Annotated in this window: 23 protein-coding genes; 6 read left to right on the top strand and 17 right to left on the bottom strand. The window is 58.0% G+C overall.

Going from position 1 to position 25668, the window contains the following annotated elements; translation table 11 throughout:
- Positions 1 to 22: 22 nt before the first annotated feature.
- The 15 genes from atpA to rpmH all read right to left on the bottom strand — a co-directional run bounded on the left by atpA (position 23) and on the right by rpmH (position 13219).
- Positions 23 to 1567, bottom strand: a complete 1545-nt coding sequence (gene atpA, locus AC27VU_RS02635) for a F0F1 ATP synthase subunit alpha (protein ID WP_488723348.1) — start codon at positions 1565 to 1567, stop codon at positions 23 to 25.
- A gap of 21 nt (positions 1568 to 1588) precedes the next feature.
- A complete protein-coding gene (locus AC27VU_RS02640) occupies positions 1589 to 2125 on the bottom strand; it encodes a F0F1 ATP synthase subunit delta (protein ID WP_007911956.1) in 537 nt (178 codons plus the stop codon).
- A gap of 12 nt (positions 2126 to 2137) precedes the next feature.
- Positions 2138 to 2608, bottom strand: coding sequence for a F0F1 ATP synthase subunit B (locus AC27VU_RS02645; RefSeq protein WP_003229781.1), 471 nt, complete (start codon positions 2606 to 2608; stop codon positions 2138 to 2140).
- A 59-nt stretch (positions 2609 to 2667) separates the two neighbouring features.
- Entirely contained in the window at positions 2668 to 2925 is a 258-nt protein-coding gene (gene atpE / locus AC27VU_RS02650; protein ID WP_003097235.1) for a F0F1 ATP synthase subunit C, read from the bottom strand.
- A gap of 133 nt (positions 2926 to 3058) precedes the next feature.
- The gene (atpB, locus tag AC27VU_RS02655; protein WP_003229782.1) at positions 3059 to 3928 is read right to left on the bottom strand and encodes a F0F1 ATP synthase subunit A; all 870 of its coding nucleotides are present in this window, start codon (positions 3926 to 3928) and stop codon (positions 3059 to 3061) included.
- Between the two features lie 16 nt (positions 3929 to 3944).
- Complete coding sequence (locus AC27VU_RS02660) at positions 3945 to 4352, bottom strand: F0F1 ATP synthase subunit I (RefSeq protein WP_003229783.1); 408 nt, start codon at positions 4350 to 4352, stop codon at positions 3945 to 3947.
- Between the two features lie 148 nt (positions 4353 to 4500).
- On the bottom strand, positions 4501 to 5373 hold the full coding sequence (locus AC27VU_RS02665; protein WP_003229785.1) for a ParB/RepB/Spo0J family partition protein: 873 nt from the start codon (positions 5371 to 5373) through the stop codon (positions 4501 to 4503).
- A gap of 9 nt (positions 5374 to 5382) precedes the next feature.
- The gene (locus tag AC27VU_RS02670; protein WP_003229787.1) at positions 5383 to 6180 is read right to left on the bottom strand and encodes a ParA family protein; all 798 of its coding nucleotides are present in this window, start codon (positions 6178 to 6180) and stop codon (positions 5383 to 5385) included.
- An 18-nt stretch (positions 6181 to 6198) separates the two neighbouring features.
- Positions 6199 to 6843 carry a 16S rRNA (guanine(527)-N(7))-methyltransferase RsmG gene (rsmG, locus tag AC27VU_RS02675; protein WP_003229789.1) on the bottom strand — a complete coding sequence of 215 codons (645 nt, stop codon included), beginning with the start codon at positions 6841 to 6843 and terminating at the stop codon, positions 6199 to 6201.
- The gene (gene mnmG, locus AC27VU_RS02680) at positions 6840 to 8738 is read right to left on the bottom strand and encodes a tRNA uridine-5-carboxymethylaminomethyl(34) synthesis enzyme MnmG (RefSeq protein ID WP_488723349.1); all 1899 of its coding nucleotides are present in this window, start codon (positions 8736 to 8738) and stop codon (positions 6840 to 6842) included. The genes rsmG and mnmG overlap by 4 nt, the downstream gene beginning before the upstream one ends.
- A gap of 553 nt (positions 8739 to 9291) precedes the next feature.
- A complete protein-coding gene (gene mnmE / locus AC27VU_RS02685) occupies positions 9292 to 10662 on the bottom strand; it encodes a tRNA uridine-5-carboxymethylaminomethyl(34) synthesis GTPase MnmE (RefSeq protein WP_400509879.1) in 1371 nt (456 codons plus the stop codon).
- A gap of 81 nt (positions 10663 to 10743) precedes the next feature.
- Complete coding sequence (yidC, locus tag AC27VU_RS02690) at positions 10744 to 12426, bottom strand: membrane protein insertase YidC (RefSeq protein WP_201136175.1); 1683 nt, start codon at positions 12424 to 12426, stop codon at positions 10744 to 10746.
- A 2-nt stretch (positions 12427 to 12428) separates the two neighbouring features.
- Positions 12429 to 12674, bottom strand: coding sequence for a membrane protein insertion efficiency factor YidD (yidD, locus tag AC27VU_RS02695; protein ID WP_010565858.1), 246 nt, complete (start codon positions 12672 to 12674; stop codon positions 12429 to 12431).
- Positions 12667 to 13068 (bottom strand): ribonuclease P protein component, encoded by a 402-nt coding sequence (rnpA, locus tag AC27VU_RS02700; protein WP_045122860.1) that lies wholly within the window; start codon positions 13066 to 13068, stop codon positions 12667 to 12669. The genes yidD and rnpA overlap by 8 nt, the downstream gene beginning before the upstream one ends.
- Positions 13069 to 13084: 16 nt before the next feature.
- Positions 13085 to 13219: a 50S ribosomal protein L34 gene (gene rpmH, locus AC27VU_RS02705; RefSeq protein ID WP_003213577.1), complete on the bottom strand. Its 135-nt coding sequence runs from the start codon at positions 13217 to 13219 to the stop codon at positions 13085 to 13087.
- 566 nt (positions 13220 to 13785) lie between these two features.
- Here rpmH and dnaA point away from each other — a divergent pair.
- The 5 genes from dnaA (at position 13786) to AC27VU_RS02730 (ending at position 22231) form a co-directional block, all read left to right on the top strand.
- Complete coding sequence (dnaA, locus tag AC27VU_RS02710) at positions 13786 to 15300, top strand: chromosomal replication initiator protein DnaA (protein WP_003220200.1); 1515 nt, start codon at positions 13786 to 13788, stop codon at positions 15298 to 15300.
- A 39-nt stretch (positions 15301 to 15339) separates the two neighbouring features.
- Positions 15340 to 16443 (top strand): DNA polymerase III subunit beta, encoded by a 1104-nt coding sequence (gene dnaN / locus AC27VU_RS02715; RefSeq protein ID WP_003220202.1) that lies wholly within the window; start codon positions 15340 to 15342, stop codon positions 16441 to 16443.
- Between the two features lie 14 nt (positions 16444 to 16457).
- Positions 16458 to 17561, top strand: a complete 1104-nt coding sequence (gene recF, locus AC27VU_RS02720) for a DNA replication/repair protein RecF (RefSeq protein ID WP_488723350.1) — start codon at positions 16458 to 16460, stop codon at positions 17559 to 17561.
- A gap of 5 nt (positions 17562 to 17566) precedes the next feature.
- Positions 17567 to 19984 carry a DNA topoisomerase (ATP-hydrolyzing) subunit B gene (gene gyrB, locus AC27VU_RS02725; protein WP_103484001.1) on the top strand — a complete coding sequence of 806 codons (2418 nt, stop codon included), beginning with the start codon at positions 17567 to 17569 and terminating at the stop codon, positions 19982 to 19984.
- Positions 19985 to 20128: 144 nt separating this feature from the next.
- Positions 20129 to 22231 carry a DUF6311 domain-containing protein gene (locus tag AC27VU_RS02730; protein ID WP_488723351.1) on the top strand — a complete coding sequence of 701 codons (2103 nt, stop codon included), beginning with the start codon at positions 20129 to 20131 and terminating at the stop codon, positions 22229 to 22231.
- 39 nt (positions 22232 to 22270) lie between these two features.
- On the opposite strand, the gene AC27VU_RS02735 is transcribed toward AC27VU_RS02730, so the two are convergent.
- On the bottom strand, positions 22271 to 22990 hold the full coding sequence (locus AC27VU_RS02735; protein ID WP_488723352.1) for a response regulator transcription factor: 720 nt from the start codon (positions 22988 to 22990) through the stop codon (positions 22271 to 22273).
- Between the two features lie 168 nt (positions 22991 to 23158).
- On the opposite strand from AC27VU_RS02735, the gene AC27VU_RS02740 reads away from it, so the two are divergent.
- The gene (locus AC27VU_RS02740; RefSeq protein WP_400499372.1) at positions 23159 to 24691 is read left to right on the top strand and encodes a sensor histidine kinase; all 1533 of its coding nucleotides are present in this window, start codon (positions 23159 to 23161) and stop codon (positions 24689 to 24691) included.
- A gap of 168 nt (positions 24692 to 24859) precedes the next feature.
- Here the strand turns inward: AC27VU_RS02740 and AC27VU_RS02745 are convergent, their stop codons facing one another.
- On the bottom strand, positions 24860 to 25639 hold the full coding sequence (locus AC27VU_RS02745; RefSeq protein ID WP_400499373.1) for a lysophospholipid acyltransferase family protein: 780 nt from the start codon (positions 25637 to 25639) through the stop codon (positions 24860 to 24862).
- Positions 25640 to 25668: the final 29 nt, after the last annotated feature.

Below are 25668 nucleotides of genomic sequence, written 5' to 3' on the forward strand. Positions count from 1 at the left end.
GCCTTGCGGCTCCCGCTGCGGCTTACCAGGTTTGGGTGGCCTTGAACTTCTCGATACCGGCTTTGAGGCCAGCGTCGATTTCGTCATTGAAGTCACCTTTAACGTTGATCTTGGCCATCAAATCGGCGTGATCGCGGTTGAAGTAAGCAATCAGCGCTTGCTCGAAGCTGCCGATCTTGGCGATTTCAATGTCAGTCAGGAACCCACGCTCAGCGGCATACAGCGACAGCGACATGTCGGCGATCGACATTGGCGCGTATTGCTTCTGCTTCATCAGCTCGGTAACGCGCTGACCATGCTCAAGTTGCTTACGGGTCGCTTCGTCCAGGTCAGAAGCGAACTGGGCGAATGCCGCCAGTTCACGGTACTGAGCCAGAGCGGTACGGATACCACCGGACAGCTTCTTGATGATCTTGGTCTGAGCGGCACCACCCACACGGGATACCGAAACACCGGCGTTCACTGCAGGGCGGATGCCCGAGTTGAACATGGCCGATTCCAGGAAGATCTGACCGTCGGTGATGGAAATCACGTTGGTCGGAACGAACGCGGAAACGTCGCCAGCCTGGGTTTCGATGATCGGCAGTGCGGTCAGGGAACCGGTTTTGCCGGTCACTGCGCCGTTGGTGAACTTCTCTACGTACTCTTCCGAAACGCGGGATGCACGCTCCAGCAGACGGGAGTGGAGATAGAACACGTCGCCTGGGTAAGCTTCACGACCTGGTGGACGGCGCAGCAGCAGGGAAATCTGGCGGTAAGCCACTGCCTGCTTGGACAGATCGTCATAAACGATCAGCGCGTCTTCACCGCGGTCGCGGAAGAATTCACCCATGGTGCAACCGGAGTACGGAGCCAGGAATTGCAGTGCTGCAGATTCCGAAGCGCTCGCTGCAACGATGATGGTGTTAGCCAGTGCACCGTTTTCTTCCAGCTTGCGAACCACGTTGGCGATGGTCGATTGCTTCTGACCAATTGCCACGTAGACGCAGAAAATGCCGCTGTCTTTCTGGTTGATGATCGCGTCGATCGCCAGAGCGGTTTTACCGATCTGACGGTCACCGATGATCAGCTCACGCTGGCCACGGCCGACAGGGATCATGGCATCGACAGCCTTGTAGCCAGTCTGTACAGGCTGGTCTACCGACTTACGCCAGATCACGCCCGGTGCAACTTTCTCGACCGCGTCGGTCTCGGTGTTGCCCAGTGGACCTTTGCCGTCAACAGGGTTACCCAGTGCGTCGACTACGCGACCCAGCAGTTCCTTACCAACCGGAACTTCGAGGATGCGGCCAGTGCACTTGGCGCTCATGCCTTCAGCCAGACTGGTGTATGCGCCCAGTACAACGGCACCTACGGAGTCTTGCTCCAGGTTGAGGGCCATACCGTAGACGCCGCCCGGAAACTCGATCATCTCGCCGTACATGACGTCGGCCAGACCGTGAATCCGCACGATGCCGTCAGATACGCTGACGACAGTGCCTTCGTTACGGGCTTGGGAGGTCACATCGAGCTTGTCGATGCGGCCCTTGATAATTTCACTTATTTCGGAAGGATTGAGTTGCTGCATTGCTCTGCTGCCCCTTCAAACTCAAGATTTCAATGCTTCGGCAAGTTTCGCGATTTTGCCGCGAATCGAGCCATCGATAACCAGGTCGCCGGCGCGGATTACGACACCACCTATAAGGGCAGCATCCTCCGCAACTTGCAGGCGCACTTCCCGGTTGAGTCGTGCACTGAGAACCTTGGCGAGTTTGTCTTGCTGTTCTTGGTTCAATGCAAAAGCACTGGTCACTTCAACGTCTACCGATTTCTCTTGTTCGGCCTTGTACAGGTCGAACAGAGCGGCGATCTCCGGCAGAAGCGGGAGACGGTCGTTTTCGGCAACGACATTGATGAAATTCTGTGCCTTGGCATCGAACTTGTCGCCGCACACGTCAATGAACGTGGCGGCCTTTTCTGCGCTCGTCAGTCGCGGGGCCTTGAGCACGCGCTGCATGGTGTCGTCTTGCGACACCGCTGCTGCCAGGCCGAGCATGGCTGACCAATTGGCCAGTTGCTGGTGGGCCTGAGCGTGCTCGAAGGCCGCCTTAGCGTAAGGTCGGGCCAACGTGGTCAGTTCTGCCATGATCGCCCTCGCTTAGATTTCAGCAGCCAGTTGGTTAACCAGCTCTGCGTGCGCGTTTTGATCGATTGTGGCACCCAGGATCTTCTCGGCGCCGCCGACAGCCAGCAAGCCCACTTGGGCGCGCAGCTTGTCTTTGACACTGTTCAGTTCCTGTTCGATCTCGGCTTGAGCCTGAACCTTCACACGGTCAGCGTCGACACGGGCTTTTTCAACAGCCTCTTCGACAATCTGGTTACCGCGTTTCTTGGCTTGCTCGATGATTTCAGCTGCCTGAGCTTTCGCTTCGCGCAGTTGCTGACCCGCTTTCTCTTGGGCCAACTCCAGGTCGCGAGCTGCTCGGCTGGCAGCGTCCAGACCATCAGCGATCTTCTTTTGACGTTCGTGCAGAGCAGCGATGACCGGAGGCCATACATACTTCATGCAGAACAGTACAAAAATCAGGAACGCAACGGACTGGCCAATCAGGGTCGCATTAATGTTCACGCCAACACCTCGCAGTTACGTTGTCCATCACACCAAATTACTCGGAAGAATCCGGGTAATTAGCCAGCGATCTGACCAACGAACGGGTTCGCAAAGGTGAAGAACAGAGCGATACCAACACCGATCATGGTTACGGCGTCGAGCAGACCGGCAACGATGAACATTTTAACTTGCAGCATTGGAACCATTTCTGGCTGACGCGCTGCGCCTTCCAGGAACTTGCCGCCCAGCAGGCCGAAACCAATTGCGGTACCCAGTGCGCCCAGGCCGATCAACAGTGCAACAGCGATAGCGGTTAGACCAACTACAGTTTCCATCTTTCCTCCCGACTTTTACGTCGTATGGTTTAGGTTTTTTAGATTAAAGCGGTAAAACAAATCGTTTCAGAGGCCCGTTTAAGAGCCCCCTCCCGTTTGACCGGGAGGGACATCAGATCAGCCGAGGCTGCTCTTAATGGTTTTCTTCGTGCGCCATCGACAGGTAGACGATGGTCAGCATCATGAAGATGAACGCCTGCAGGGTGATGATCAGGATGTGGAACACCGCCCACGCCCACTGCAGAACAACGCCCAGGCCGCTCAGCCAGAGCAGGCCGCTGCCGAACATCACAGCGATCAGAATGAACACCAGCTCGCCGGCATACATGTTGCCGAACAGACGCAGAGCCAGAGAGATCGGTTTGGCGATCAGAGTCACGAATTCCAGCAGGAAGTTCACCGGGATCAGCAGGGCCTGAACGAAGATGTTCTTGCTGCCGAACGGGTGCAGGGTCAGTTCGCCGATGAAGCCGCCGATGCCCTTGACCTTGATGCTATAGAAAATGATCAGTGCGAAAACCGAGAACGCCATGCCCAGTGTCGCGTTCGGGTCGGTAGTCGACACGGCGCGGAACGGGATGTGGTGGTCGCCGGTGATCAGGATGGCCAGCTGAGGAATCCAGTCGACCGGTACCAGGTCGACGGCGTTCATCAGGAACACCCATACGAAGATGGTCAGTGCCAGCGGTGCGATCACCGGGCTACGGCCATGGAAGCTGTCTTTCACGCTGCCATCGACGAATTCGACCAATACTTCAACGAAGTTCTGCAAAGCACCTGGCTGACCCGAAGTCGCTTTCTTTGCCGCCATGCGGAAAAGAAGAACGAAGATCAGACCCAGCGCGACCGACCAGCCGAGGGTATCGACGTGGAAAGCCCAGAAGCCCATTTCCTTGGCTTCTGCTGCGGTGTGGGCAAAGCCCCAGCCGCCGTTAGGTAGCTGACCGAAGGTCAGGTTCTGCAAGTGGTGCTGGATATAGCCCGAAGCGGTTGTTTCTGCCATGGTTGCCTCAAACGCCCTAAGGTCTCGAAAGTCTTGTTCTCATCAGCAGGGGAGCGAACCAGCTGACCGACTGAGTCAGCACGAAAGCGCCGAATACTGCGATCGGCGCCAATGGCTTCACACCTGCAAACACCAGTGCAAACAGCACTGCCGTCAAAATCAGTTTGCCTGCCTCGCCGGCATAAAATGACCGGACGATGGACTGGGCTGCTCGGGCGCCGGAAAACCGAAATGCCTTGTGAGCGAAATAAACATTGGGCAGCAAGGCTATCAGGCCTCCGCAAAGTCCCGAGTATCCGGCAACGACTCCGTGCCATTGCCAGAGCGCCAAAGCGGCAATGAGCAAAATGACAAATTGAGCCATCAACACCGGAAAAACCGCCAGGCGATGGAACGGCAGGCGGTTTGGCTTGCGGGTTTCCATCACGATTGCTCTCCAATGGTCGGCTGCCGAAATTCAATAACTTGGCATAATTTGTGCCGACAAAATGCGCGCAGAGTATAGGGGCGGTTCTGCCCCTATTCAACTGTCAGGTAGTGATTTCCGACTGCGCGCTACATGAGGAAATGTTTCAGCGGATGTGTGCGAGCACACCTTGAAGCTCATCGAGGGAGTTGTAACCGATCACCAACTGACCTTTTCCCTTCTTCCCGTGGCGAATCTGCACCGCAGAGCCTAGGCGCTCGGCCAGACGCTGTTCGAGCCGGGCGATATCCGGGTCGGGTTTGGCCGCTTCCACAGGCTCCGGTTTACCACTCAACCACTGGCGAACCAGTGCTTCAGTCTGGCGCACAGTCAGGCCGCGTGCGACAACATGTCGCGCCCCTTCCACCTGCTGATTGTCCGGCAGACCGAGCAAAGCCCGGGCATGACCCATTTCCAGGTCACCGTGGGACAGCATGGTCTTGATGACTTCCGGCAGTGCAATAAGCCGCAACAGGTTAGCCACAGTCACGCGAGACTTACCCACAGCCTCGGCAACCTGTTGTTGAGTGAGCTGGAATTCCTGCTGCAGGCGCTGCAAGGCGACTGCTTCCTCGATCGGGTTCAGGTCTTCACGCTGGATGTTCTCGATCAGCGCAATGGCGATCGCGGTTTCATCCGGCACATCACGGACCATCGCCGGGATGGTTTCCTGGCCGGCCTGCTGGCTGGCGCGCCAGCGGCGTTCACCGGCGATGATCTCAAAACGGCCACCGCCAATCGGGCGAACCACGATCGGCTGCATCACGCCTTGCGACTTGATCGACTGCGCCAGCTCTTCCAGCGCCTGTGGATCCATGTCGCGGCGCGGCTGGTATTTGCCACGCTGCAGCAGATCCAGCGGCAGGTGTTGCAGTTCACGGGTATCGGCCTGCGCCGCCTGTTCTTCCAGCGCGCTGACGGTCGGACCACTCAGCAGTGCATCCAGTCCACGTCCGAGACCTCGTTTCTTGACGGCCATGGGGATTCCTTAAGTTGGCTGGGCAGCGGCGATGCGTGAATTTTTGCGCTGACGGCGAACCATCTCGCCGGCCAGGGCCAGGTAGGCCAGTGCGCCGCGCGATTGCTTGTCGTAGGCCAGTGCGGGCATACCGTAGCTCGGTGCTTCGGCCAGCCGGATGTTGCGCGGGATCACCGTGTCGTACAGCTGTTCGCCAAAGTGTTCCTTGAGCTGCGCCGAGACGTCGTTCATCAGGCTCAGGCGCGGGTCGTACATGGTGCGCAGCAAACCCTCGACTTTCAGGTTCGGGTTCAGCAGTTCGGCGATGCGCTTGATGTTATCCACAAGGTCGCTCAAACCCTCGAGCGCAAAGTATTCGCACTGCATGGGGATAATCACCCCATCGGCGGCAACCAGTGCGTTCAGGGTGAGCATCGACAGCGACGGCGGGCAGTCGATCAAAATGTAATCGTAGTTTTCACGGATCGGCGCCAGCGCACTGCGCAGACGGCTTTCCTTCATCTGCATTTCCAGCAGAACCACTTCGGCCGCGGTCAGGTCGCGGTTGGCCGGCAGCAGTTGATAACCGCCGTGCTCGGAGTAGTGCATGGCCTGGGCCAGATCGCATTCGCCGATCAGCAGGTCGTAGACCGAGTTTTCCAGGCCATGTTTATCCACACCGCTACCCATGGTGGCGTTGCCCTGTGGATCGAGATCGATCAACAGCACCCGGCGCTTGGTCGCGACCAGGGATGCTGCGAGGTTGATGCAGGTGGTGGTCTTGCCCACACCACCCTTCTGGTTCGCTATCGCGAATACCTTAGCCATTCTTGCTTGTGTTCCCAATCATGCCGTGCGGCGCAGTATCAGCAGATGGCGTTGGCCTTGGCAACCGGGTACGGCCAAGGCGTGTTCGCTATCGAGTTTGAAGTCTGCCGGCAATGCTACCAGCTCATCGGCCGGATGGACGCCCTTCATTGCCAGCCAGCGCGTGTCGGCATCGCCGAGGTGGCGAGTCCAGTTGGTGAAGTTCTCCATGCTGCTGAACGCCCGGGAAATGATCCCGTTGAATGGCTGGGCAGGCTGGAAGGCTTCGACGCGACTGTGGATAACTTGCAGGTTATCCAGTTTGAGTTCGAGTTTGACCTGAGTCAGGAAGCGGGTTTTCTTGCCGTTGCTGTCCAGACAGGTCACTTGCGAGTCCGGATACAGGATCGCCAACGGGATGCCGGGCATGCCGCCGCCGCTGCCGACGTCGAGCCAGCGACCGTTTTCGATAAACGACATCACGCTCAGACTGTCGAGCAGGTGCCGCGAGACCATTTCGTCGGGATCGCGTACGGCGGTCAGGTTGTAGGCCTGGTTCCATTTGATCAACAGGGCCAGGTAACCCAGCAGCAATTCGTGCTGGGCTGCGCTGAGATTGACACCGAGCTCGCGGGCTCCTGTGGATAACTCTTCGGCGTGTTGCGAAGTGACCTTAGAACTCAAGCGCTTTGCTCCAACTGACGGCCCGCGCCGCGTTTTTTCAAATGAATCATCAACAGCGAAATCGCTGCCGGGGTCACACCCGGGATCCGCGAAGCCTGGCCGAGCGTCTCCGGACGCGTCGCACCGAGCTTGCTCTGGATCTCCTTGGAGAGACCGGAAATGTTGGTGTAATCGATATCCGCAGGCAGTTTCGTGTCTTCACTGGCGCGCAGACGGGCGATTTCGTCCTGTTGACGGTCGATGTAACCGGCGTACTTGGTCTTGATCTCGACCTGTTCGGCAACCTGTGGATCTTCGGCGCCCTGCCCGGTCACTTCGACCAGACCAGCGTAGTCGATTTCCGGACGACTCAAGAGATTGAGCAAGTTGTATTCGTGAGTCAGCGGCGTACCGAATTTTTCCGCAATGGCATCGCCTTGCTGCGTGCCAGGGCGAACCCAGGTGCTTTTCAGGCGCTGCTCTTCGAGTTCGATGCTTTCGCGTTTCTTGCAGAAAGCCGCCCAACGCGCGTCATCGACCAGACCCAGCTCGCGACCTTTTTCGGTCAGACGCAGGTCGGCGTTGTCCTCGCGCAGGATCAGGCGGTACTCGGCACGGGAAGTGAACATGCGGTACGGCTCTTGGGTACCGAGGGTGATCAGGTCGTCGACCAGCACGCCGATGTACGCCTCATCGCGACGCGGACACCAGGCTTCTTTGCCCTTGGCACGCAACGCGGCGTTGGCCCCGGCGAGCAAACCTTGCGCACCGGCTTCTTCGTAACCGGTGGTGCCGTTGATCTGGCCAGCGAAGAACAGACCGCCGATGACTTTGGTTTCCAGGCTGTACTTCAGGTCGCGCGGATCGAAGTAGTCGTACTCGATCGCATAACCCGGACGCACGATGTGCGCGTTTTCCATGCCGCGGATCGATTGCACGATCTGCAATTGCACGTCGAACGGCAAGCTTGTGGATATCCCGTTCGGGTACAGCTCATGGGTGGTCAGGCCTTCCGGCTCGATGAACACCTGATGGCTTTCCTTGTCGGCAAAGCGATGGATCTTGTCTTCGATCGACGGGCAATACCGTGGACCGATGCCCTCGATTTCGCCGGCAGCGGAATACATCGGCGAACGATCGAGGTTCGCCGCGATAATTTCGTGGGTACGGGCGTTGGTGTGGGTAATCCAGCAACTGACCTGGCGCGGATGTTGTTCCTTGTTGCCCATGAACGACATGACCGGGATCGGCGTATCGCCCGGTTGCTCGGTCATGACCGAGAAATCCACAGACTTGCCATCAATGCGTGGTGGGGTACCGGTTTTCAGGCGACCGACACGCAGCGGCAGTTCACGCAGACGATGCGCGAGGGCAATCGACGGCGGATCACCGGCGCGACCGCCGGAGAAATTCTGCAAGCCGATGTGGATAAGTCCACCGAGGAAGGTACCGGTGGTCAACACCACGGAATCGGCGAAGAAACGCAGACCCATTTGGGTGACAACACCGCGTACCTGCTCTTGCTCGACGATCAGGTCGTCAGCGGCCTGTTGAAATATCCACAGGTTCGGCTGGTTTTCGAGGATTTCGCGGACAGCGGCCTTGTACAGAATCCGGTCGGCTTGCGCACGGGTCGCCCGCACGGCCGGACCTTTGCGGCTGTTCAACACGCGAAACTGGATGCCACCCAGATCGGTAGCCATGGCCATCGCGCCGCCGAGGGCGTCGATTTCCTTGACCAGATGGCTTTTGCCAATGCCGCCGATGGCCGGGTTGCAGCTCATGGCACCGAGGGTTTCCACGTTATGCGTCAGCAACAGGGTTTTTGCCCCCATACGTGCTGAGGCCAGTGCTGCCTCGGTACCGGCATGACCGCCGCCGATGACGATCACTTCAAAACGGGAAGGGAAATCCACCACGCACCTCGTGCCTGCTTAAGTAGGTAATTCAGGAATAGTTTGAGATCAGGTTTCTGGACCTGGTCGACAAGTATAGGGACTTCGCCCTTCCTAAAGAACCCTTTGCACAAAATTTAACCAGCTGTGGAGAACTCGAAGTTAAAAGAATAAAAAAGAGAGAAATTTATAAAACCTTTGTTTTTATGTTTATTCTTACTGACCGACCTTTCTGTGGATAGATTACTACAGGCCTTATTATTCAATGTGTACAGAGTTTTAAAACCCTGTTATCAGGTGCCAATGAGGCCCTTGGATAACCGGTTTAAGCCTGTGGATGAATGGAGTGGTTATCCACAGAGGCAGTTATATCCAGTTTTGAGGCCCTGTTATCAACTGACCTCATTGGCAGTTATTCACAGGGCTTAATCCACAGAAATCAGCTGAATGAGTGATTGGCGGGCAGCGGAAATCCGCTCAGGGCGAGAGAATCTGCCCGGCACTGGAGAATGGAATTGAGAAATGAGGAGTGCAGACAGGCCGCGAACGGGCCTGTCTGTGAACAGCAGAAGGGTTATTTGCCGATGCAGAAGCTGGAGAAGATCCGGCCAAGCAGATCATCGGAGCTGAATGCCCCGGTGATTTCGCCCAGAGAGTGCTGTGCCTGGCGCAAATCTTCGGCCAGTAGCTCACCGGCACCCGCCAAGGTCAGCTGTGCACGACCATGTTCCAGCGCTGCACTGGCGTGGCGCAGAGCTTCCAGATGCCGGCGACGGGCACTGAAGCTGCTTTCCGAGGTTTGCTCGTAGCCCATGCAGGCCTTGAGGTGTTCGCGCAGCAATTCCAGACCTTCACCGGCGGCTTTGGCACTGAGGCTGATGGTCACATGGCCATCGTCGCTGACTTCCAGAGCGATTGCTTCACCCGTCAGGTCAGCCTTGTTGCGGATCAAGGTGACCTTGGCCGGATCTGGCCGGGTTTCGAGGAATTCCGGCCACAGGGCAAACGGATCTGCAGCTTCCGGCGCTGTGGCGTCGACTACCAGCAGCACCCGATCCGCTTCAGTGATCGCCTTCAACGCACGCTCGACGCCGATCTTTTCCACCTGATCATCGGTATCGCGCAGACCGGCGGTGTCCACCACGTGCAACGGCATGCCGTCGATGTGGATATGTTCGCGCAGGATATCGCGGGTGGTGCCGGCAATCTCCGTCACGATTGCGGCTTCGCGGCCGGCCAGGGCATTCAACAGACTGGACTTGCCGGCATTCGGACGACCGGCGATCACCACCGTCATGCCATCACGCAACAACGCGCCCTGCCCGGCTTCACGCAGCACAGTGGATAACTCTTCACGCACCTTGTCGAGCATGCTCAGCACGTGGCCATCGGCGAGGAAGTCGATTTCCTCTTCCGGGAAGTCGATGGCGGCTTCGACGTAGATGCGCAGGCCGATCAGTTGTTCGGTGAGGTTATGCACACGCTGGGAAAACGCCCCCTGCAGGGAGCGCAAGGCATTGCGTGCAGCCTGTGCAGAACTGGCTTCGATCAGGTCGGCGATCGCCTCGGCCTGAGCCAGGTCGAGTTTGTCGTTGAGGAACGCGCGCTCGCTGAATTCACCCGGACGAGCCAAACGGCAACCCAGTTCCAGGCAACGCTTGAGCAACATGTCGAGAACGATCGGGCCACCGTGCCCCTGCAACTCCAGCACGTCTTCGCCGGTGAACGAGTTTGGCCCCGGGAAATACAGCGCCAGACCTTCGTCCAGCACCTGCCGGTCATCACTGAAAAATGGCCCGTAATGCGCGTAACGCGGTTTCAGTTCGCGGCCGCTGATGGCTTTGGCCGCAACACTGGCCAACGGCCCGGAAATACGGACGATGCCGACACCGCCACGACCTTGAGCGGTGGCGACGGCGGCGATGGTTTCACGAGGTGCGCTCATAAACCGGAATCCAGACAAAAGTGGCAGATAGCAAAACGCCCCACTAGGGGGCGTTTTGAGTGGTGTTATCCACAGAGTAAGTTACGCCTCGGCTTTTTTCGTCGCCGCTTCGATCTTACGCGTGATGTACCACTGTTGGGCAATCGACAGGCAGTTGTTCACAACCCAGTACAGCACCAGACCAGCAGGGAACCACAGGAAGAAGAAGGTGAAGATGATTGGCATCATTTTCATGACCTTCGCCTGCATCGGATCCGGCGGAGTCGGGTTCAGACGCTGCTGGATGAACATGGTCGCGCCCATGATGATCGGCAGGATGAAGAACGGATCCTTGATCGACAGGTCGGTGATCCACAGCATGAACGGCGCCTGGCGCATTTCCACGCTTTCCAGCAGAACCCAGTACAGCGAAAGGAAAACCGGCATCTGCACGAGGATCGGCAAGCAGCCACCCAGCGGATTGATCTTCTCTTTCTTGTACAGCTCCATCATGGCTTGCGACATTTTCTGCCGGTCATCGCCATGTTGCTCTTTCAGTGCAGCCAGTTTCGGCGCCACGGCACGCATGCGCGCCATGGATTTGTAGCTGGCAGCCGACAGCGGGAAGAAGATGCCCTTGATCAGCATGGTCAGGAAGATGATCGACCAGCCCCAGTTACCCACGATCGCGTGGATGTGTTGCAGCAACCAGAAGATCGGCTGAGCGATGAACCACAGAATGCCGTAGTCGACAGTCAGTTCCAGACCTGGGGACAACTCTTTCAGCACGGCCTGGCTTTTCGGACCGGCGTACAGAATGGCGCTGGTTTCAACTTTGGCACCCGGTGCAGCGGTCAGCGAAGGACCGGTGTAACCGATGATGTAGTTGCCCTTGCTGTCTTTACGCGTCTGAACGATGTTGTTTTCGCCCTTCGGCGCAACCCATGCAGTCACGAAGTAGTGTTGCAGCCAGGCTACCCAGCCACCGGTGACGGTTTCCTTGAGCTGACCTTTGTCCATGTCTTTCATGGACACTTTCTTGTACGGCTCGGAACTTGTCCACAGGGCGGCGCCCAGGTAAGTCGCGGTACCGGTGGCAGTGGTCGACGAAGGGTCGGCACTGGCGTCGCGCTTCAGCTGGGCGAACATCGAACCGGACCAAGGCTGAGCGCTCTGGTTATCCACAATGTAGCTGACGGTCACGTCATACAGGCCGCGTTTCAGAGTGAAACGCTTGATGTAGTTGACGCCGTCCTTGCTGAACTTCAGGTCGACGACCAGTTGGTCCTGACCGTCAGCCAGTTGATAACTTTTCTTCTCCGAGGAGTAAACCGGACGACCGGCCGGGCTTGCGTCCGGACCGTTGGTGCCGATCAGGCCGCTTTGTGCCAGATAAGTACGCTCGCCGCCGTTGTCGAACAGCTGAAACGGCACATCAGGACGGTCCTGACGACGTGGATACAGTGGCAAAGTCAGTTGAGCAACGTCACCGCCCTGTGGATCGATCGCCAGATCGAGCACGTCGGTTTTGACCTGGATCAGATCCTTGCTGGCAGCGACCGGAGTTTCCACAGGCGCGCTGGTATCGCTTGCGGCACGCGGAATATCGTCACTGGCGGAAGCGTTATTGCCAGGAACGGTGTCCGGCAAACCGGATGCAGTCGTACTGGAAGCAACATTCTGAGTCGGCAGGGCAGCCTGGCCATAGTCCTGGTTCCATTTAAGAACCATAACGTAGGACACGATTGCCAGGGCGACGATCAGGATCGTGCGTTTGATATCCATGATTACTCGGCCATCGAAGAAGAACGGGAGGTAGGGATAGGTGGAACCGGGTCATAACCACCGGGATTCCACGGATGACAGCGACCTAAACGACGAAAGGTCAGCCAGCCACCGCGCAGAAGGCCATGATTTTCGATGGCTTCTAACGCGTAGCAGGAACAACTGGGGTAGAAACGACAGTGATCAGCCATCAGGGGACTAATGGCATAGCGATAAAACTGGATCGGAACGAGGGCCAGTTTACGCATCTGGACTGTCTACCCCTACAGTTTCGGTGTTGACTGCTGGAACTGGCTTGTTACGGGCCAGGCGCTTCCAGAGTTTGCCGAAATGCTGAATCAATTCGGGGTTTTCTACATCGCCCAAACCTTTACGCGCGACGATAACGATGTCCCAGCCGACCAGTGAGTCCTGGTGCAGACGGAACGATTCGCGCATCAGACGTTTGAGGCGATTGCGCTCAACGGAGAGCTTTACGCTCTTTTTCCCGATAACCAGCCCGAGACGGGGGTGATCGAGATCGTTGTTGCGCGCAAGGAGCAGGAGATTTTTCCCCGGAACCTTGCCGGTAGGGGAGTCAAAGACTGCCTTGAAATGCCGGGGGGTAAGCAGACGCTTTTCCCGACTGAAGTCCTGACTCACCTCCAGTGCCGGATTATCAAACTGCCAGACGCGCACGACCTTTGGCGCGGCGACGCGACAGGACGGCACGACCGTTCTTGGTAGCCATGCGAGCACGGAAACCGTGGGTACGAGCGCGTTTGATAGTGCTTGGTTGGAAAGTACGTTTCATGTCGTGTTACCTGGTTCGTCCACAACGGGCCGGAATGGCCCCCGTTTTAAGAGACCGGGGATTCTAGAGAAAGCAAGCCTTCAGGTCAATTTCCAACCAACGTTTCCTTATAAATAGATATCTGGAGCATCCAGAACCAAGACCTTGTCTGCCAAACATAAAAATAAAGAAGGGAATTATTTAAAGCTTTTCTGTAAAGCTTATAAAAGCTAGGGCGACAGTCTTCTGTGGATAACCACGTTCAGCCCTTGTCTGGCTTGATGTACAGAGAATGACAACTACAGTGGAAAACCGTGGTCAGCCTGTGCTGCGCTGTCGGATAACCTGTGTGTGGAACCGTCAGTTATCCACAGGCAGGTTATCCACCGAGTTCCACCCCCAGTTGTCCAGTGCCCTCAGAGGCGGTTATCCACAGAGCTTATTCACACACCGTTGGTCGCCTTTTTACCGGTTAACGCATTGATTAATCATGGTCACCACACAACCTGCATGTGGATAAGTGGACGGCTCGCCGTTACAATGGCCGCTTGTTTTTGCCTCACCGGCTTTCAACTTAGGGGATATCCGTGTCAGTGGAACTTTGGCAGCAGTGCGTGGAGCTTTTGCGCGAGGAGCTGCCTGCCCAACAATTCAACACCTGGATCCGTCCACTACAGGTCGAAGCCGAAGGCGACGAGTTGCGCGTCTACGCACCGAACCGTTTTGTGCTGGACTGGGTCAACGAAAAGTACCTCGGTCGCGTCCTTGAACTGCTGGATGAGCACGGCAACGGCATGGCGCCAGCGCTCTCCTTATTAATAGGCAGCAAACGCAGCTCGGCACCGCGCGCCGCGCCGAATGCACCGTTGGCTGCGGCGCAAGCTCAGGCCAATGCCGCGCCGGCCAGCCCGCCAACGCCAGCGCCGAGCGCAGCCCCGGCCAAGCGCTCGACGCAGAAAACCGAGGAAGTCAGTGAAGAGCCGTCCCGCGACAGCTTTGATCCGATGGCCGGTGCGGCGTCGCAACAGGCCCCGGTTCGCGCCGAACAGCGCACTGTGCAGGTCGAAGGCGCGCTCAAACACACCAGCTACCTGAACCGCACTTTTACCTTCGAGAACTTCGTCGAAGGCAAGTCCAACCAGCTCGCCCGTGCGGCGGCCTGGCAAGTAGCGGATAACCCGAAGCACGGCTACAACCCGCTGTTCCTTTATGGCGGCGTCGGCTTGGGTAAAACCCACTTGATGCACGCGGTGGGTAACCATCTATTAAAGAAGAACCCGAATGCCAAGGTCGTGTACCTGCATTCCGAGCGCTTCGTGGCCGACATGGTCAAGGCGCTGCAACTGAACGCGATCAACGAGTTCAAGCGTTTCTACCGTTCGGTGGACGCATTGCTGATCGACGATATTCAGTTCTTCGCCCGTAAAGAGCGTTCCCAGGAAGAGTTTTTCCACACCTTCAACGCCCTGCTTGAAGGTGGCCAGCAGGTCATTCTCACCAGTGACCGCTACCCGAAAGAAATCGAAGGCCTTGAAGAGCGCCTCAAATCGCGTTTCGGCTGGGGCCTGACGGTTGCCGTCGAGCCGCCGGAACTGGAAACCCGCGTGGCGATCTTGATGAAGAAGGCCGACCAGGCCAAAGTCGAGTTGCCGCACGACGCGGCGTTCTTCATTGCCCAGCGAATTCGTTCCAACGTCCGCGAGCTGGAAGGCGCGCTGAAACGCGTGATCGCCCACTCGCACTTCATGGGCCGCGATATCACCATCGAGTTGATTCGCGAATCCCTGAAGGACTTGTTGGCACTGCAGGACAAACTGGTCTCTGTGGATAACATTCAGCGCACTGTCGCCGAGTACTACAAGATCAAGATTTCCGACCTGCTGTCCAAGCGCCGTTCGCGCTCGGTGGCTCGTCCGCGCCAGGTGGCCATGGCATTGTCCAAGGAACTGACCAACCACAGCCTGCCGGAAATCGGCGATGTGTTTGGTGGTCGCGACCACACGACGGTGTTGCACGCCTGCCGCAAGATCAACGAACTTAAGGAATCCGACGCGGACATCCGCGAGGACTACAAGAACCTGCTGCGTACACTGACCACTTGATGAACACCAGCGCAGCTTATTAAGGCAAGGGACTAGACCATGCATTTCACCATTCAACGCGAAGCCCTGTTGAAACCCCTGCAACTGGTCGCAGGCGTCGTCGAGCGCCGACAGACCTTGCCGGTACTGTCCAACGTGCTGCTGGTCGTCGATGGCCAGCAACTGTCGCTGACCGGTACCGATCTGGAAGTCGAGCTGGTGGGTCGCGTGCAACTCGAAGAGCCGGCCGAAACCGGTTCCATCACCGTGCCTGCGCGCAAGCTGATGGACATCTGCAAGAGCCTGCCCAACGACGCGCTGATCGACATCAAGGTCGACGAGCAGAAGCTGGTCGTGAAGGCCGGCCGTAGCCGTTTCACCCTGTCGACCCTGCCGGCCAACGATTTCCCGACGGTTGAAGAAGGCCCGGGTTCGCTGACCTGCAGCCTGGAGCAGAGCAAACTGCGTCGTCTGATCGAACGCACCAGCTTCGCCATGGCCCAGCAGGACGTGCGCTACTACCTCAACGGTATGCTGCTGGAAGTTTCGGCCGGTGTGATCCGCGCCGTGGCCACCGACGGTCACCGTCTGGCGATGTGCTCGATGCAGGCCGATATCGGTCAGCCGGATCGTCACCAGGTGATCGTGCCGCGCAAGGGTATTCTGGAACTGGCGCGTCTGCTCACCGAGCCGGATGGCAACGTCAGCATCGTTCTGGGTCAGCACCACATCCGCGCCACCACCGGCGAATTCACCTTCACCTCGAAGCTGGTCGACGGCAAATTCCCGGACTACGAGCGCGTTCTGCCGAAGGGCGGCGACAAGCTGGTACTGGGCGATCGTCAGGCCCTGCGTGAAGCGTTCAGCCGTACCGCGATTCTGTCCAACGAGAAGTACCGCGGCATCCGTCTGCAACTGGCCAACGGTCAGTTGAAGATCCAGGCCAACAACCCGGAGCAGGAAGAAGCGGAAGAAGAAGTGGGCGTTGAATACAACGGCGGCTCGCTGGAAATCGGCTTCAACGTGAGCTATTTGCTCGACGTGCTGGGCGTGATGACCACCGAGCAGGTTCGCCTGATCCTGTCCGACTCCAACAGCAGTGCGCTGGTGCAAGAGTCCGACAATGACGACTCGGCTTATGTTGTCATGCCGATGCGTCTGTAATCAGCTGATCCTGGATGTCCTTAAGTCGTGTTTCGGTCACCGCGGTGCGCAATCTGCTCCCGGTGACCTTCTCCCCCTCCCCCCGCATCAACATTCTTTACGGCGCCAACGGCAGCGGCAAAACCAGTGTTCTGGAAGCCATTCATCTGCTGGGGCTTGCCCGTTCGTTTCGTAGCACGCGGCTGTTGCCGGTCATCCAGTACGAACAACTCGCCTGCACCGTGTTCGGTCAGGTCGAATTGGCCGAGGGTGGCCACAGTGCGTTGGGGATATCTCGCGACCGTCAGGGGGAGTTCCAGATCCGCATCGACGGGCAGAACGCCCGCAGCGCCGCGCAACTGGCAGAAATCCTGCCGTTGCAGCTGATCAACCCCGACAGCTTTCGCCTGCTCGAAGGTGCGCCGAAGATTCGTCGGCAGTTTCTCGATTGGGGTGTGTTCCACGTCGAACCGCGTTTCATGTCGACCTGGCAGCATTTGCAGAAGGCCTTGCGCCAGAGAAACTCCTGGCTGCGGCATGGTACACTTGACGCCGTTTCGCAAGCGGTTTGGGACAGGGAACTGTGCCAGGCCAGCGCTGAAATCGATGAATACCGCCGCGCTTATATCAAAGCCTTGAAACCAGTCTTTGAACAAACCTTGAGCGAACTGGTTGAGCTTGAAGGTTTGACGCTCAGCTATTACCGAGGCTGGGACAAGGACCGGGAATTGAGTGCCGTACTGGCTGGATCCGTGCAACGGGACCAGCAAATGGGTCATACCCAGGCCGGACCGCAACGGGCTGATTTGCGTCTTAGATTGGGCGCACACAATGCCGCGGACATCTTGTCCCGGGGTCAGCAGAAACTGGTGGTCTGTGCCTTGCGAATTGCCCAGGGGCATCTGGTGAGCCAGGCCCGACGCGGCCAGTGTATTTATCTGGTGGATGACTTGCCGTCCGAGCTGGACGAGAGCCACCGTCGCGCGCTGTGCCGCTTGCTGGAAGACTTACGCTGCCAGGTGTTCATCACCTGTGTAGATCACGAATTATTGAGGGAAGGCTGGCAGACGGAAACGCCAGTCGCTCTGTTCCACGTGGAACAGGGCCGTATCACCCAGACCCACGACCATCGGGAGTGAAGGCATTGAGCGAAGAAAATACGTACGACTCAACGAGCATTAAAGTGCTGAAAGGCCTGGATGCCGTACGCAAACGTCCCGGTATGTACATTGGTGACACCGACGATGGCAGCGGTCTGCACCATATGGTGTTCGAGGTGGTCGACAACTCGATCGACGAAGCCCTCGCTGGCCACTGCGACGACATCAGCATCATCATCCACCCGGATGAGTCCATCACCGTTAAAGACAACGGCCGTGGCATCCCGGTAGACGTGCACAAAGAGGAAGGCGTTTCCGCCGCCGAGGTCATCATGACCGTCCTCCACGCTGGCGGTAAGTTCGACGACAACTCCTACAAGGTATCCGGCGGTCTGCACGGTGTAGGTGTGTCGGTCGTGAACGCCCTGTCCGAAGAGCTGGTACTGACCGTACGCCGCAGCGGCAAGATCTGGGAACAGACCTACGTCCACGGTGTACCTCAGGCGCCGATGGCGATCGTTGGCGACAGCGAAACCACTGGTACCCAGATCCACTTCAAGGCTTCCAGCGAAACCTTCAAGAACATTCACTTCAGCTGGGACATCCTGGCCAAGCGCATTCGTGAACTGTCCTTCCTCAACTCCGGTGTCGGCATCGTCCTCAAGGACGAGCGCAGCGGCAAGGAAGAGCTGTTCAAGTATGAAGGCGGCCTGCGTGCGTTCGTTGAATACCTGAACACCAACAAGACTGCGGTCAACCAGGTGTTCCACTTCAACATCCAGCGTGAAGACGGCATCGGCGTGGAAATCGCCCTGCAGTGGAACGACAGCTTCAACGAGAACCTGTTGTGCTTCACCAACAACATTCCACAGCGCGACGGCGGTACTCACCTGGTGGGTTTCCGTTCCGCACTGACGCGTAACCTGAACAACTACATCGAGCAGGAAGGTCTGGCGAAGAAGCACAAAGTCGCCACCACCGGTGACGATGCCCGTGAAGGCCTGACCGCGATCATCTCGGTGAAGGTGCCGGATCCGAAGTTCAGCTCGCAGACCAAAGACAAGCTGGTGTCTTCCGAAGTGAAGACCGCGGTCGAGCAGGAGATGGGCAAGTACTTCTCCGACTTCCTGCTGGAAAACCCGAACGAAGCCAAGCTGGTCGTCGGCAAGATGATCGACGCGGCCCGTGCCCGTGAAGCGGCGCGCAAGGCCCGTGAGATGACCCGCCGCAAAGGCGCGCTGGACATCGCCGGTCTGCCGGGCAAGCTCGCTGACTGCCAGGAAAAAGATCCTGCGCTGTCTGAACTGTACCTCGTGGAAGGTGACTCCGCGGGCGGCTCTGCCAAGCAGGGACGTAACCGCAAGACCCAGGCGATCCTGCCGCTGAAGGGCAAGATCCTCAACGTCGAGAAAGCACGCTTCGACAAGATGATCTCGTCCCAGGAAGTGGGCACGCTGATCACCGCACTGGGCTGTGGTATCGGGCGCGAAGAGTACAACATCGACAAGCTGCGCTATCACAACATCATCATCATGACCGATGCTGACGTCGACGGTTCGCACATCCGTACCCTGCTGCTGACCTTCTTCTTCCGTCAGTTGCCGGAGCTGATCGAGCGCGGCTACATCTACATCGCCCAGCCGCCGCTGTACAAGGTCAAGAAAGGCAAGCAAGAGCAATACATCAAAGACGACGACGCCATGGAAGAGTACATGACGCAGTCGGCCCTGGAAGATGCGAGCCTGCACCTGAACGAAGAGGCCCCGGGCATTTCCGGTGAAGCGCTCGAGCGTCTGGTCAACGACTTCCGCATGGTGATGAAGACCCTCAAACGTCTGTCGCGCCTGTACCCGCAGGAACTGACCGAGCACTTCATCTACCTGCCTGCCGTGAGCCTGGAAATGCTTGGCGACCACGCGAAGATGCAAGACTGGCTGGCTCAGTACGAAGTACGTCTGCGCACCGTCGAGAAGTCGGGTCTGGTCTACAAGGCCAGCCTGCGTGAAGATCGTGAACGTGGCGTGTGGCTGCCAGAGGTCGAGCTGATCTCCCATGGCCTGTCGAACTACGTCACCTTCAACCGCGACTTCTTCGGCAGCAACGACTACAAGACCGTCGTCACCCTCGGCGCTCAACTGAGCACCCTGCTCGACGACGGCGCGTACATCCAGCGCGGCGAGCGCAAGAAAGCGGTCACCGAGTTCAAGGAAGCCCTTGACTGGCTGATGGCCGAAAGCACCAAGCGCCACACCATTCAGCGCTACAAAGGTCTGGGCGAAATGAACCCGGATCAGCTGTGGGAAACCACCATGGACCCAAGCGTGCGCCGCATGCTGAAAGTCACCATCGAAGACGCCATTGGCGCAGACCAGATCTTCAACACCCTGATGGGTGATGCGGTCGAACCTCGCCGTGACTTCATCGAGAGCAATGCGCTGGCGGTTTCCAACCTGGACTTCTGATCCAGGTCAGTGACCGCTCGGGCACCCTTCAGGGCGGCCTGCCAAAGCAAGAGAAAGCCCGCGCAAGCGGGCTTTTTTTTACGTACGATACAGCTCGATTTCTGCCTGCACATTGACGGGCGCATGACAAATGGACGTTTATCGATGAAGGATCTGGTCAAACGCTTGCCGGTCAATCTTTTACCTCTATTGATGGGCGTGCTGGCCTTTCTGATTGTCGTTGGCCCCAGAGCGCTGAATCCGCAAAACATCGCATGGCTGAGCAGTGGCGATCCGGCTACGCATTATTTGGGGTGGGTGTTTTTCAGGAATGCGCCTTGGTCATTTCCTGTCGGACTCAATCCGTCGTACGGGCTGGAACTGAGCAACGCCATCGTATTTTCGGATTCAAACCCGCTCTTTGCGTTGCTCTTCAAGCCGTTCGCAGCGTTATTGCCCGAACCGTTCCAATATTTCGGTCTCTGGTTCCTGATGTGTTTCGTGCTCCAGAGTTGGTTTGCGTGGAAGCTGATGGGTTTGGCCAGCGACCACCTGATGGTGCGCTTGCTCGGTTCGGCGCTCTTTCTCTTCGCTCCCGCGATGATTCTTCGGATGGGCGAGCACTTGTCCCTCGCGGGGCATTTTCTGGTCCTGACCGCTTTGTATCTGGCCCTGCGCCCTTCTACCCGTAAACAATCCTTTGCCTGGGCAGCTTTGTTGGTTGCATCGGCGCTGGTGCATGCCTATCTGCTGGCGATGGTCGCGTTGATCTGGCTGGCGGATCTGCTGGCGAGAACCATCAAACGCCAGCTGACGCCGGGGAAAGCCTTTGCCGAACTGGCCGGCATCCTGGTGCTGACGGGTTTCTGTTGCTGGCAGGCAGGCTATTTCAGTGTCGACAGTGCTGGACTCGGTTTAATCGGGTTTGGATTGTTGCGCGCCAATGTGCTGACCTTCTTCGACTCTGCCGGATGGTCCTACGTACTGGGTGATTTGCCCGGCGTACCGGGCGATATCGATGGGCTGGCTTTTCCAGGGCTGGGGGTGCTTTTTCTAACCGTTTGCGCGCTGCCGTTGCTGGTGTCGGGTCGCAGTCAGTTCCTTTCTGTTATTCGTCCGCGTTGGGTGTTATTGCTCGCCCTGTTCGGGCTGATGATCTATGCGTTTTCCAATAATGTCGGCATTGGTCCCTTCGAACTCCACTATTGGCTACCGGAATTCATCATCGCGAAAGCCGGTGTTTTCCGCGCAGCTGGCCGGATGATCTGGCCCGTCATGTACGCGACGATCTTTGCGGTGTTGTTTGTGATTGTGCGTGGTTACAGGTCTCGTACTGCGGTCCTGTTATTCGCGACAGCACTCGTGCTGCAGGTGGTCGATACCCGTGCGGGCTGGGAAACCATTCGCAGCAAACTGATGGCCTCCCCCAGCGCGCAATGGAAAACCCCATTGGTTGATCCTTTCTGGAGCATCGCAGCGTCGCACTATCAAAAGGTGCGATGGATCAAGCCACAAAGCTATTCGACCCATTGGATAGAACTTGCCGATTACGCGGGTAAATATCATCTCGCAACGGACGCGGTTTATCTGGGAAGAGTGAATTCTGCGTCTCTGCAGTCCGCGCAGAGCGCGGCAGCCAAGGTCATTGCATCAGGACGTTTCGAGGCTGACTCCCTCTACGTTCTCGATCAGCGTTCAACGCTTCAAGCGGCATTCACCATCGATCGAAGTACCGATTCGCTGATAAAAGTCGACGGTTTTCAGGTGCTCGCACCGGGTTGGAAACGCTGTTCCGAGTGCCCACAATTTCCTGAAGCCGATTTGCGCGAGCTGATCCCCGCGGTCAGGCTCGGCGAGAGAATCCAGTTCACGGAAGGAAGTACGGGGAGTACCGCGCTTGCCAAAGGCTGGTGGGACTCCGAAGCATGGGGCACCGGTTCAGTCGGTAAAGAGGCTGAAGTGATACTCAGACCCAGCGCTGATGTGAGCGCTGTGTCGCTCGAAACCAATACCTTCGTGACCCAGGCCTACCCACGCCAGGCAATGGAGATCCGTATTAATGATATCCAGGTCCTTGGCGCCAGCCTGACCACCGCTTCCAACACATTCGACATTACGCTCCCGGCCGAAGTACGAGCGTCGATAGCGCGCGAAGGCTTCATGCGTCTCAAGTTCAATCTTCCCCTCGCCATCAGCCCTCGTGAATTGGGTATGGGCGATGATGAGCGTGAACTGGCAATCGGGCTTTTAGGGCTGACGCTTCATTGATCTCTTGTCGGGCTGCCGAAGGCTAAGATGCGGTGGTCTTTATTCCTGAGCTGGCGTTACGCTTTCCAATCGATAGCCATACCCATAAATGGTCAGCAACTGCCAACCCCGATCCGCCGTCAGCCCCAGTTTGTTGCGCAGGCGATAGATGTGCGTATCCAGTGGCCGTGACGACGCCACTTCTTCATGAGGCCAGAAGCGTTCGTATAGGTACTCGCGCGACAACGGCCGACCCAGGTTACTGAACAGGCAGCGCGCCAGGCGGTATTCACGCTCGGTCATGATGACTGCCTTGCCCTCGCGGGTGACGCTCAGTTCGGCATCGTCGAATGTCAGGTCATTGAAGGTCAGGACTTCGGCAGCGGTACTGCGTTGCTGACTATGCCGGCGCAGTACGGCGGCGACTCGGGCTTTCAACTCGTTGGGACGGAACGGTTTGCTCACGTAATCGTCGGCACCGGCGTTCAGCGCCTGGACGATATCGCTTTCGCCGTCGCGGCTGGTCAGCATGATCGCGGCGGGTGGCGACTCCATGTGCTGACGGGTCCAGCGCAGCAGCGCCAGGCCCGTCAGGTCGGGCAGTTGCCAGTCGAGGATCAGCAGGTCGAAGGTGTCCCGGCGCAACTGGCGCAGCAGGTCCTCGCCTCGCTCAAAGCTGTGCAGCGACCAGGGCTGGTCTCCCGCCGCAGCCATCTGCTGCAGGGTTTGCTCGACCCGACGCAGTTCGGCGGGTTCATCGTCCAGTATCGCAACGCGCATACGCGTGGGCTCCTTGTTGCTTGGGCAGTGGCCGGCCACCATAACGGCTAGGCCTGTGCGGTGAAAGTAAGCAATCCACCATCGGTCGTCGTCCGCTATGATTCTTCGGATCTACCTCCTCAGACCTGTGACCCATGAAACCATTCACTGTCACCTGCCCTGTTTGTCATGAATAGCCCGCGTCGGCGTGAAAGCCGCGAGCCGAGTCAGGTCCAACGCCTGTTTCGGCGGCTGGTCCGTGAGTGGTTGTGGATAAGTCTAGTGTTGTTGCCGCTGACTGCCTTGTTGTCGTATCGCGCCCAGATCAATCTGCACGACACGTCGCCAGGCCTGAGCGCATTGCTCTCGGTGGGGCTGGTGGCGTGTGTCCTCGGCTTGCTGCTGTGGCGCCCGCGCTGGGCGATCTGGGTAACATTGGGCGGGGTGGCGTGCGTGTTGCTGGCCAGCGTCGGCCTGGCGGAAGTCCGGCACTGGTGGTCACCGACCCCATCGGCGCTCGGCATGTTGTTCGGTTACCTGATCTGGAACTGGCGGCGTCTGAGCGTGGTGCTGACGTACTTTGGCTGGGAGCTGGCGCGGCTGGACCGCGAGCCGAAAGTATTTCCGGAACGGCGCCGCGCGCAATTCACCAGCGCCGACCAGTTGCAGGGCCAGATCATGGCGCTGGAGCAAGCCATGAGCCGCACCCGCGATACCCGGCGCTTCATTGCCGACGGTCTGGAGTACCTGCCGGTGGCGACGCTGATCAGCGATCCCAAGGGGCAGATCCTCTTGGGTAATCGCAAGGCTCGGGTATTGTTCGATCACCCGCTGGTGGGTGGCGACGTTCTCGAGCAACTGGCCCGTCTCGGTTACCCGGAGTTGTCCACAGAACCGCGCCCGGCATTGTCCACCCTGGCACTGTTGGAGTTTCGCGATCACAAGGAACGCAGCCTGCGGCTGGAGCGGGCGGCATTGCTGCCGGTGGACGGCGATACTCCCATTGGCTGGCTGCTGAGCCTCACCGACCTGAGTGCCGAACGCGCCGCTGAAGAACAGCGCGGCGTACTGCTGCGTTTTCTGTCCCACGACCTGCGCGCCCCGCATTCGGCGATCCTTGCTCTGCTCGATGTGCATCGCCATCAGGCCGGAGCGGATTCACCGCTGTTCGAGCAGATCGAGCGCCAGGTCCGCCGCGCGCTGGAATTGACCGATGGCTTCGTGTTGCTGGCGCGGGCGGAATCCGAGGCTTACCAGTTTCAGCCCAGCCTGTTCGCGATGCTGGTGCTGGACGTGCTGGATCAGGCGTTGCCCATCGCCCAGCAGAAAAGCATCAAACTGCTGCACACGATGGACGAACAATCCCAGGAGCGTCTGATCAACGCTGATCAAGGCCTGCTGACCCGCGCCTTGTTCAACCTGTTGGAAAACGCGATCAAGTACAGCCCGGCCGACACAACGATCGAGTTGAGTGTCAGTTGTCAGGGCGACTGGTTGCGCTGTGAACTCAGCGATCAGGGCAAAGGCATCGCCGCCGAGGAATTGCCGGATCTGTTCATGCAGTACCGACGCTTTTCATCGGCGCAAGGTATCGATGGCGTGGGTTTGGGGCTGTCGATGGTCAAGGCAGTGGTCGATCATCATGGCGGCAGCATCGAGTGCCACAGCATCGTCGATCAAGGCACCACGTTCCGGCTGCAGTTACCGCTGATCGCGGAGTGAACAGGCACAAAAAAACCGGCTATATCAGCCGGTTTTTTTACTTCCGAAAAAAACTTATGCACCTTTTACGGTGCTTTATGAGCTTGAGAAATATATAAGTAAATCAGTCACTTAAATTAAAGATTCAGGCCTTTTCAGCAAAACCGTACACAGGTTATCCACAAAATCTCAGACAGCCATCTGATCACTGGCTGCAGGCGCCTGCGGTGCCGGCGGAAGCGAACCCATTTCGCGCTGAGTCCGTTCGTTCCAGGCTTGTACCCGGTCGTTCAGATCGGCGATGGCGCGCGGGCCAGTGCCTTCGGCATACATCGGCTCGCCGATGACCACGGTGATCACGCCCGACTGTTTGCCCCAGCCGATTTTCGGCCAGAATTTGCCGGCATTGTGTGCAATCGGCAGTACCGGAAGCGCCGCATTCACTGCCAACGCGCTGCCACTGCGGGAGAATTTGCCGACGGTGCCGTAAGGAACGCGGGTGCCTTCAGGGAAGATCAATACCCAGACGTTATCCTTGAGCAGTTCATCGCCTTTGGCGGCCACTTGCTTGAGCGCCGCTTTCGGGTTGTCGCGGTCAATCGCGATCGGCCGCAGCATGGCCATGGCCCAGCCGAAGAACGGCACGTACAGCAATTCACGCTTGAGCACCTGGCTCAAGGGCGAGAAATAAGCGGAGAGAAAGAACGTCTCCCAAGTGCTCTGGTGGTTCGACTGAATCACGCAGGGCCGGTCCGGCACGTTTTCCGCGCCTTTGATCTCGTAACGAATGCCGAGAAACACCTTGGTCAACCACAAGGCGCAACGGCACCAGTACACGTTGATGAAACGATAGCGCGCCTTGAACGGCAGAAAGGGCGCGATAAAAAAGCTCAGGCTGCACCACAGCAAGGCAGTGGTGCCCAGCAGCAGGTAAAAGAGGAAGATTCTGATGGCCTGCAGTATCGACATGGCGACGTTTACCGTTACGGGCGATGCCC

Source organism: Pseudomonas sp. 14P5.3.2 (genome assembly GCF_057799175.1).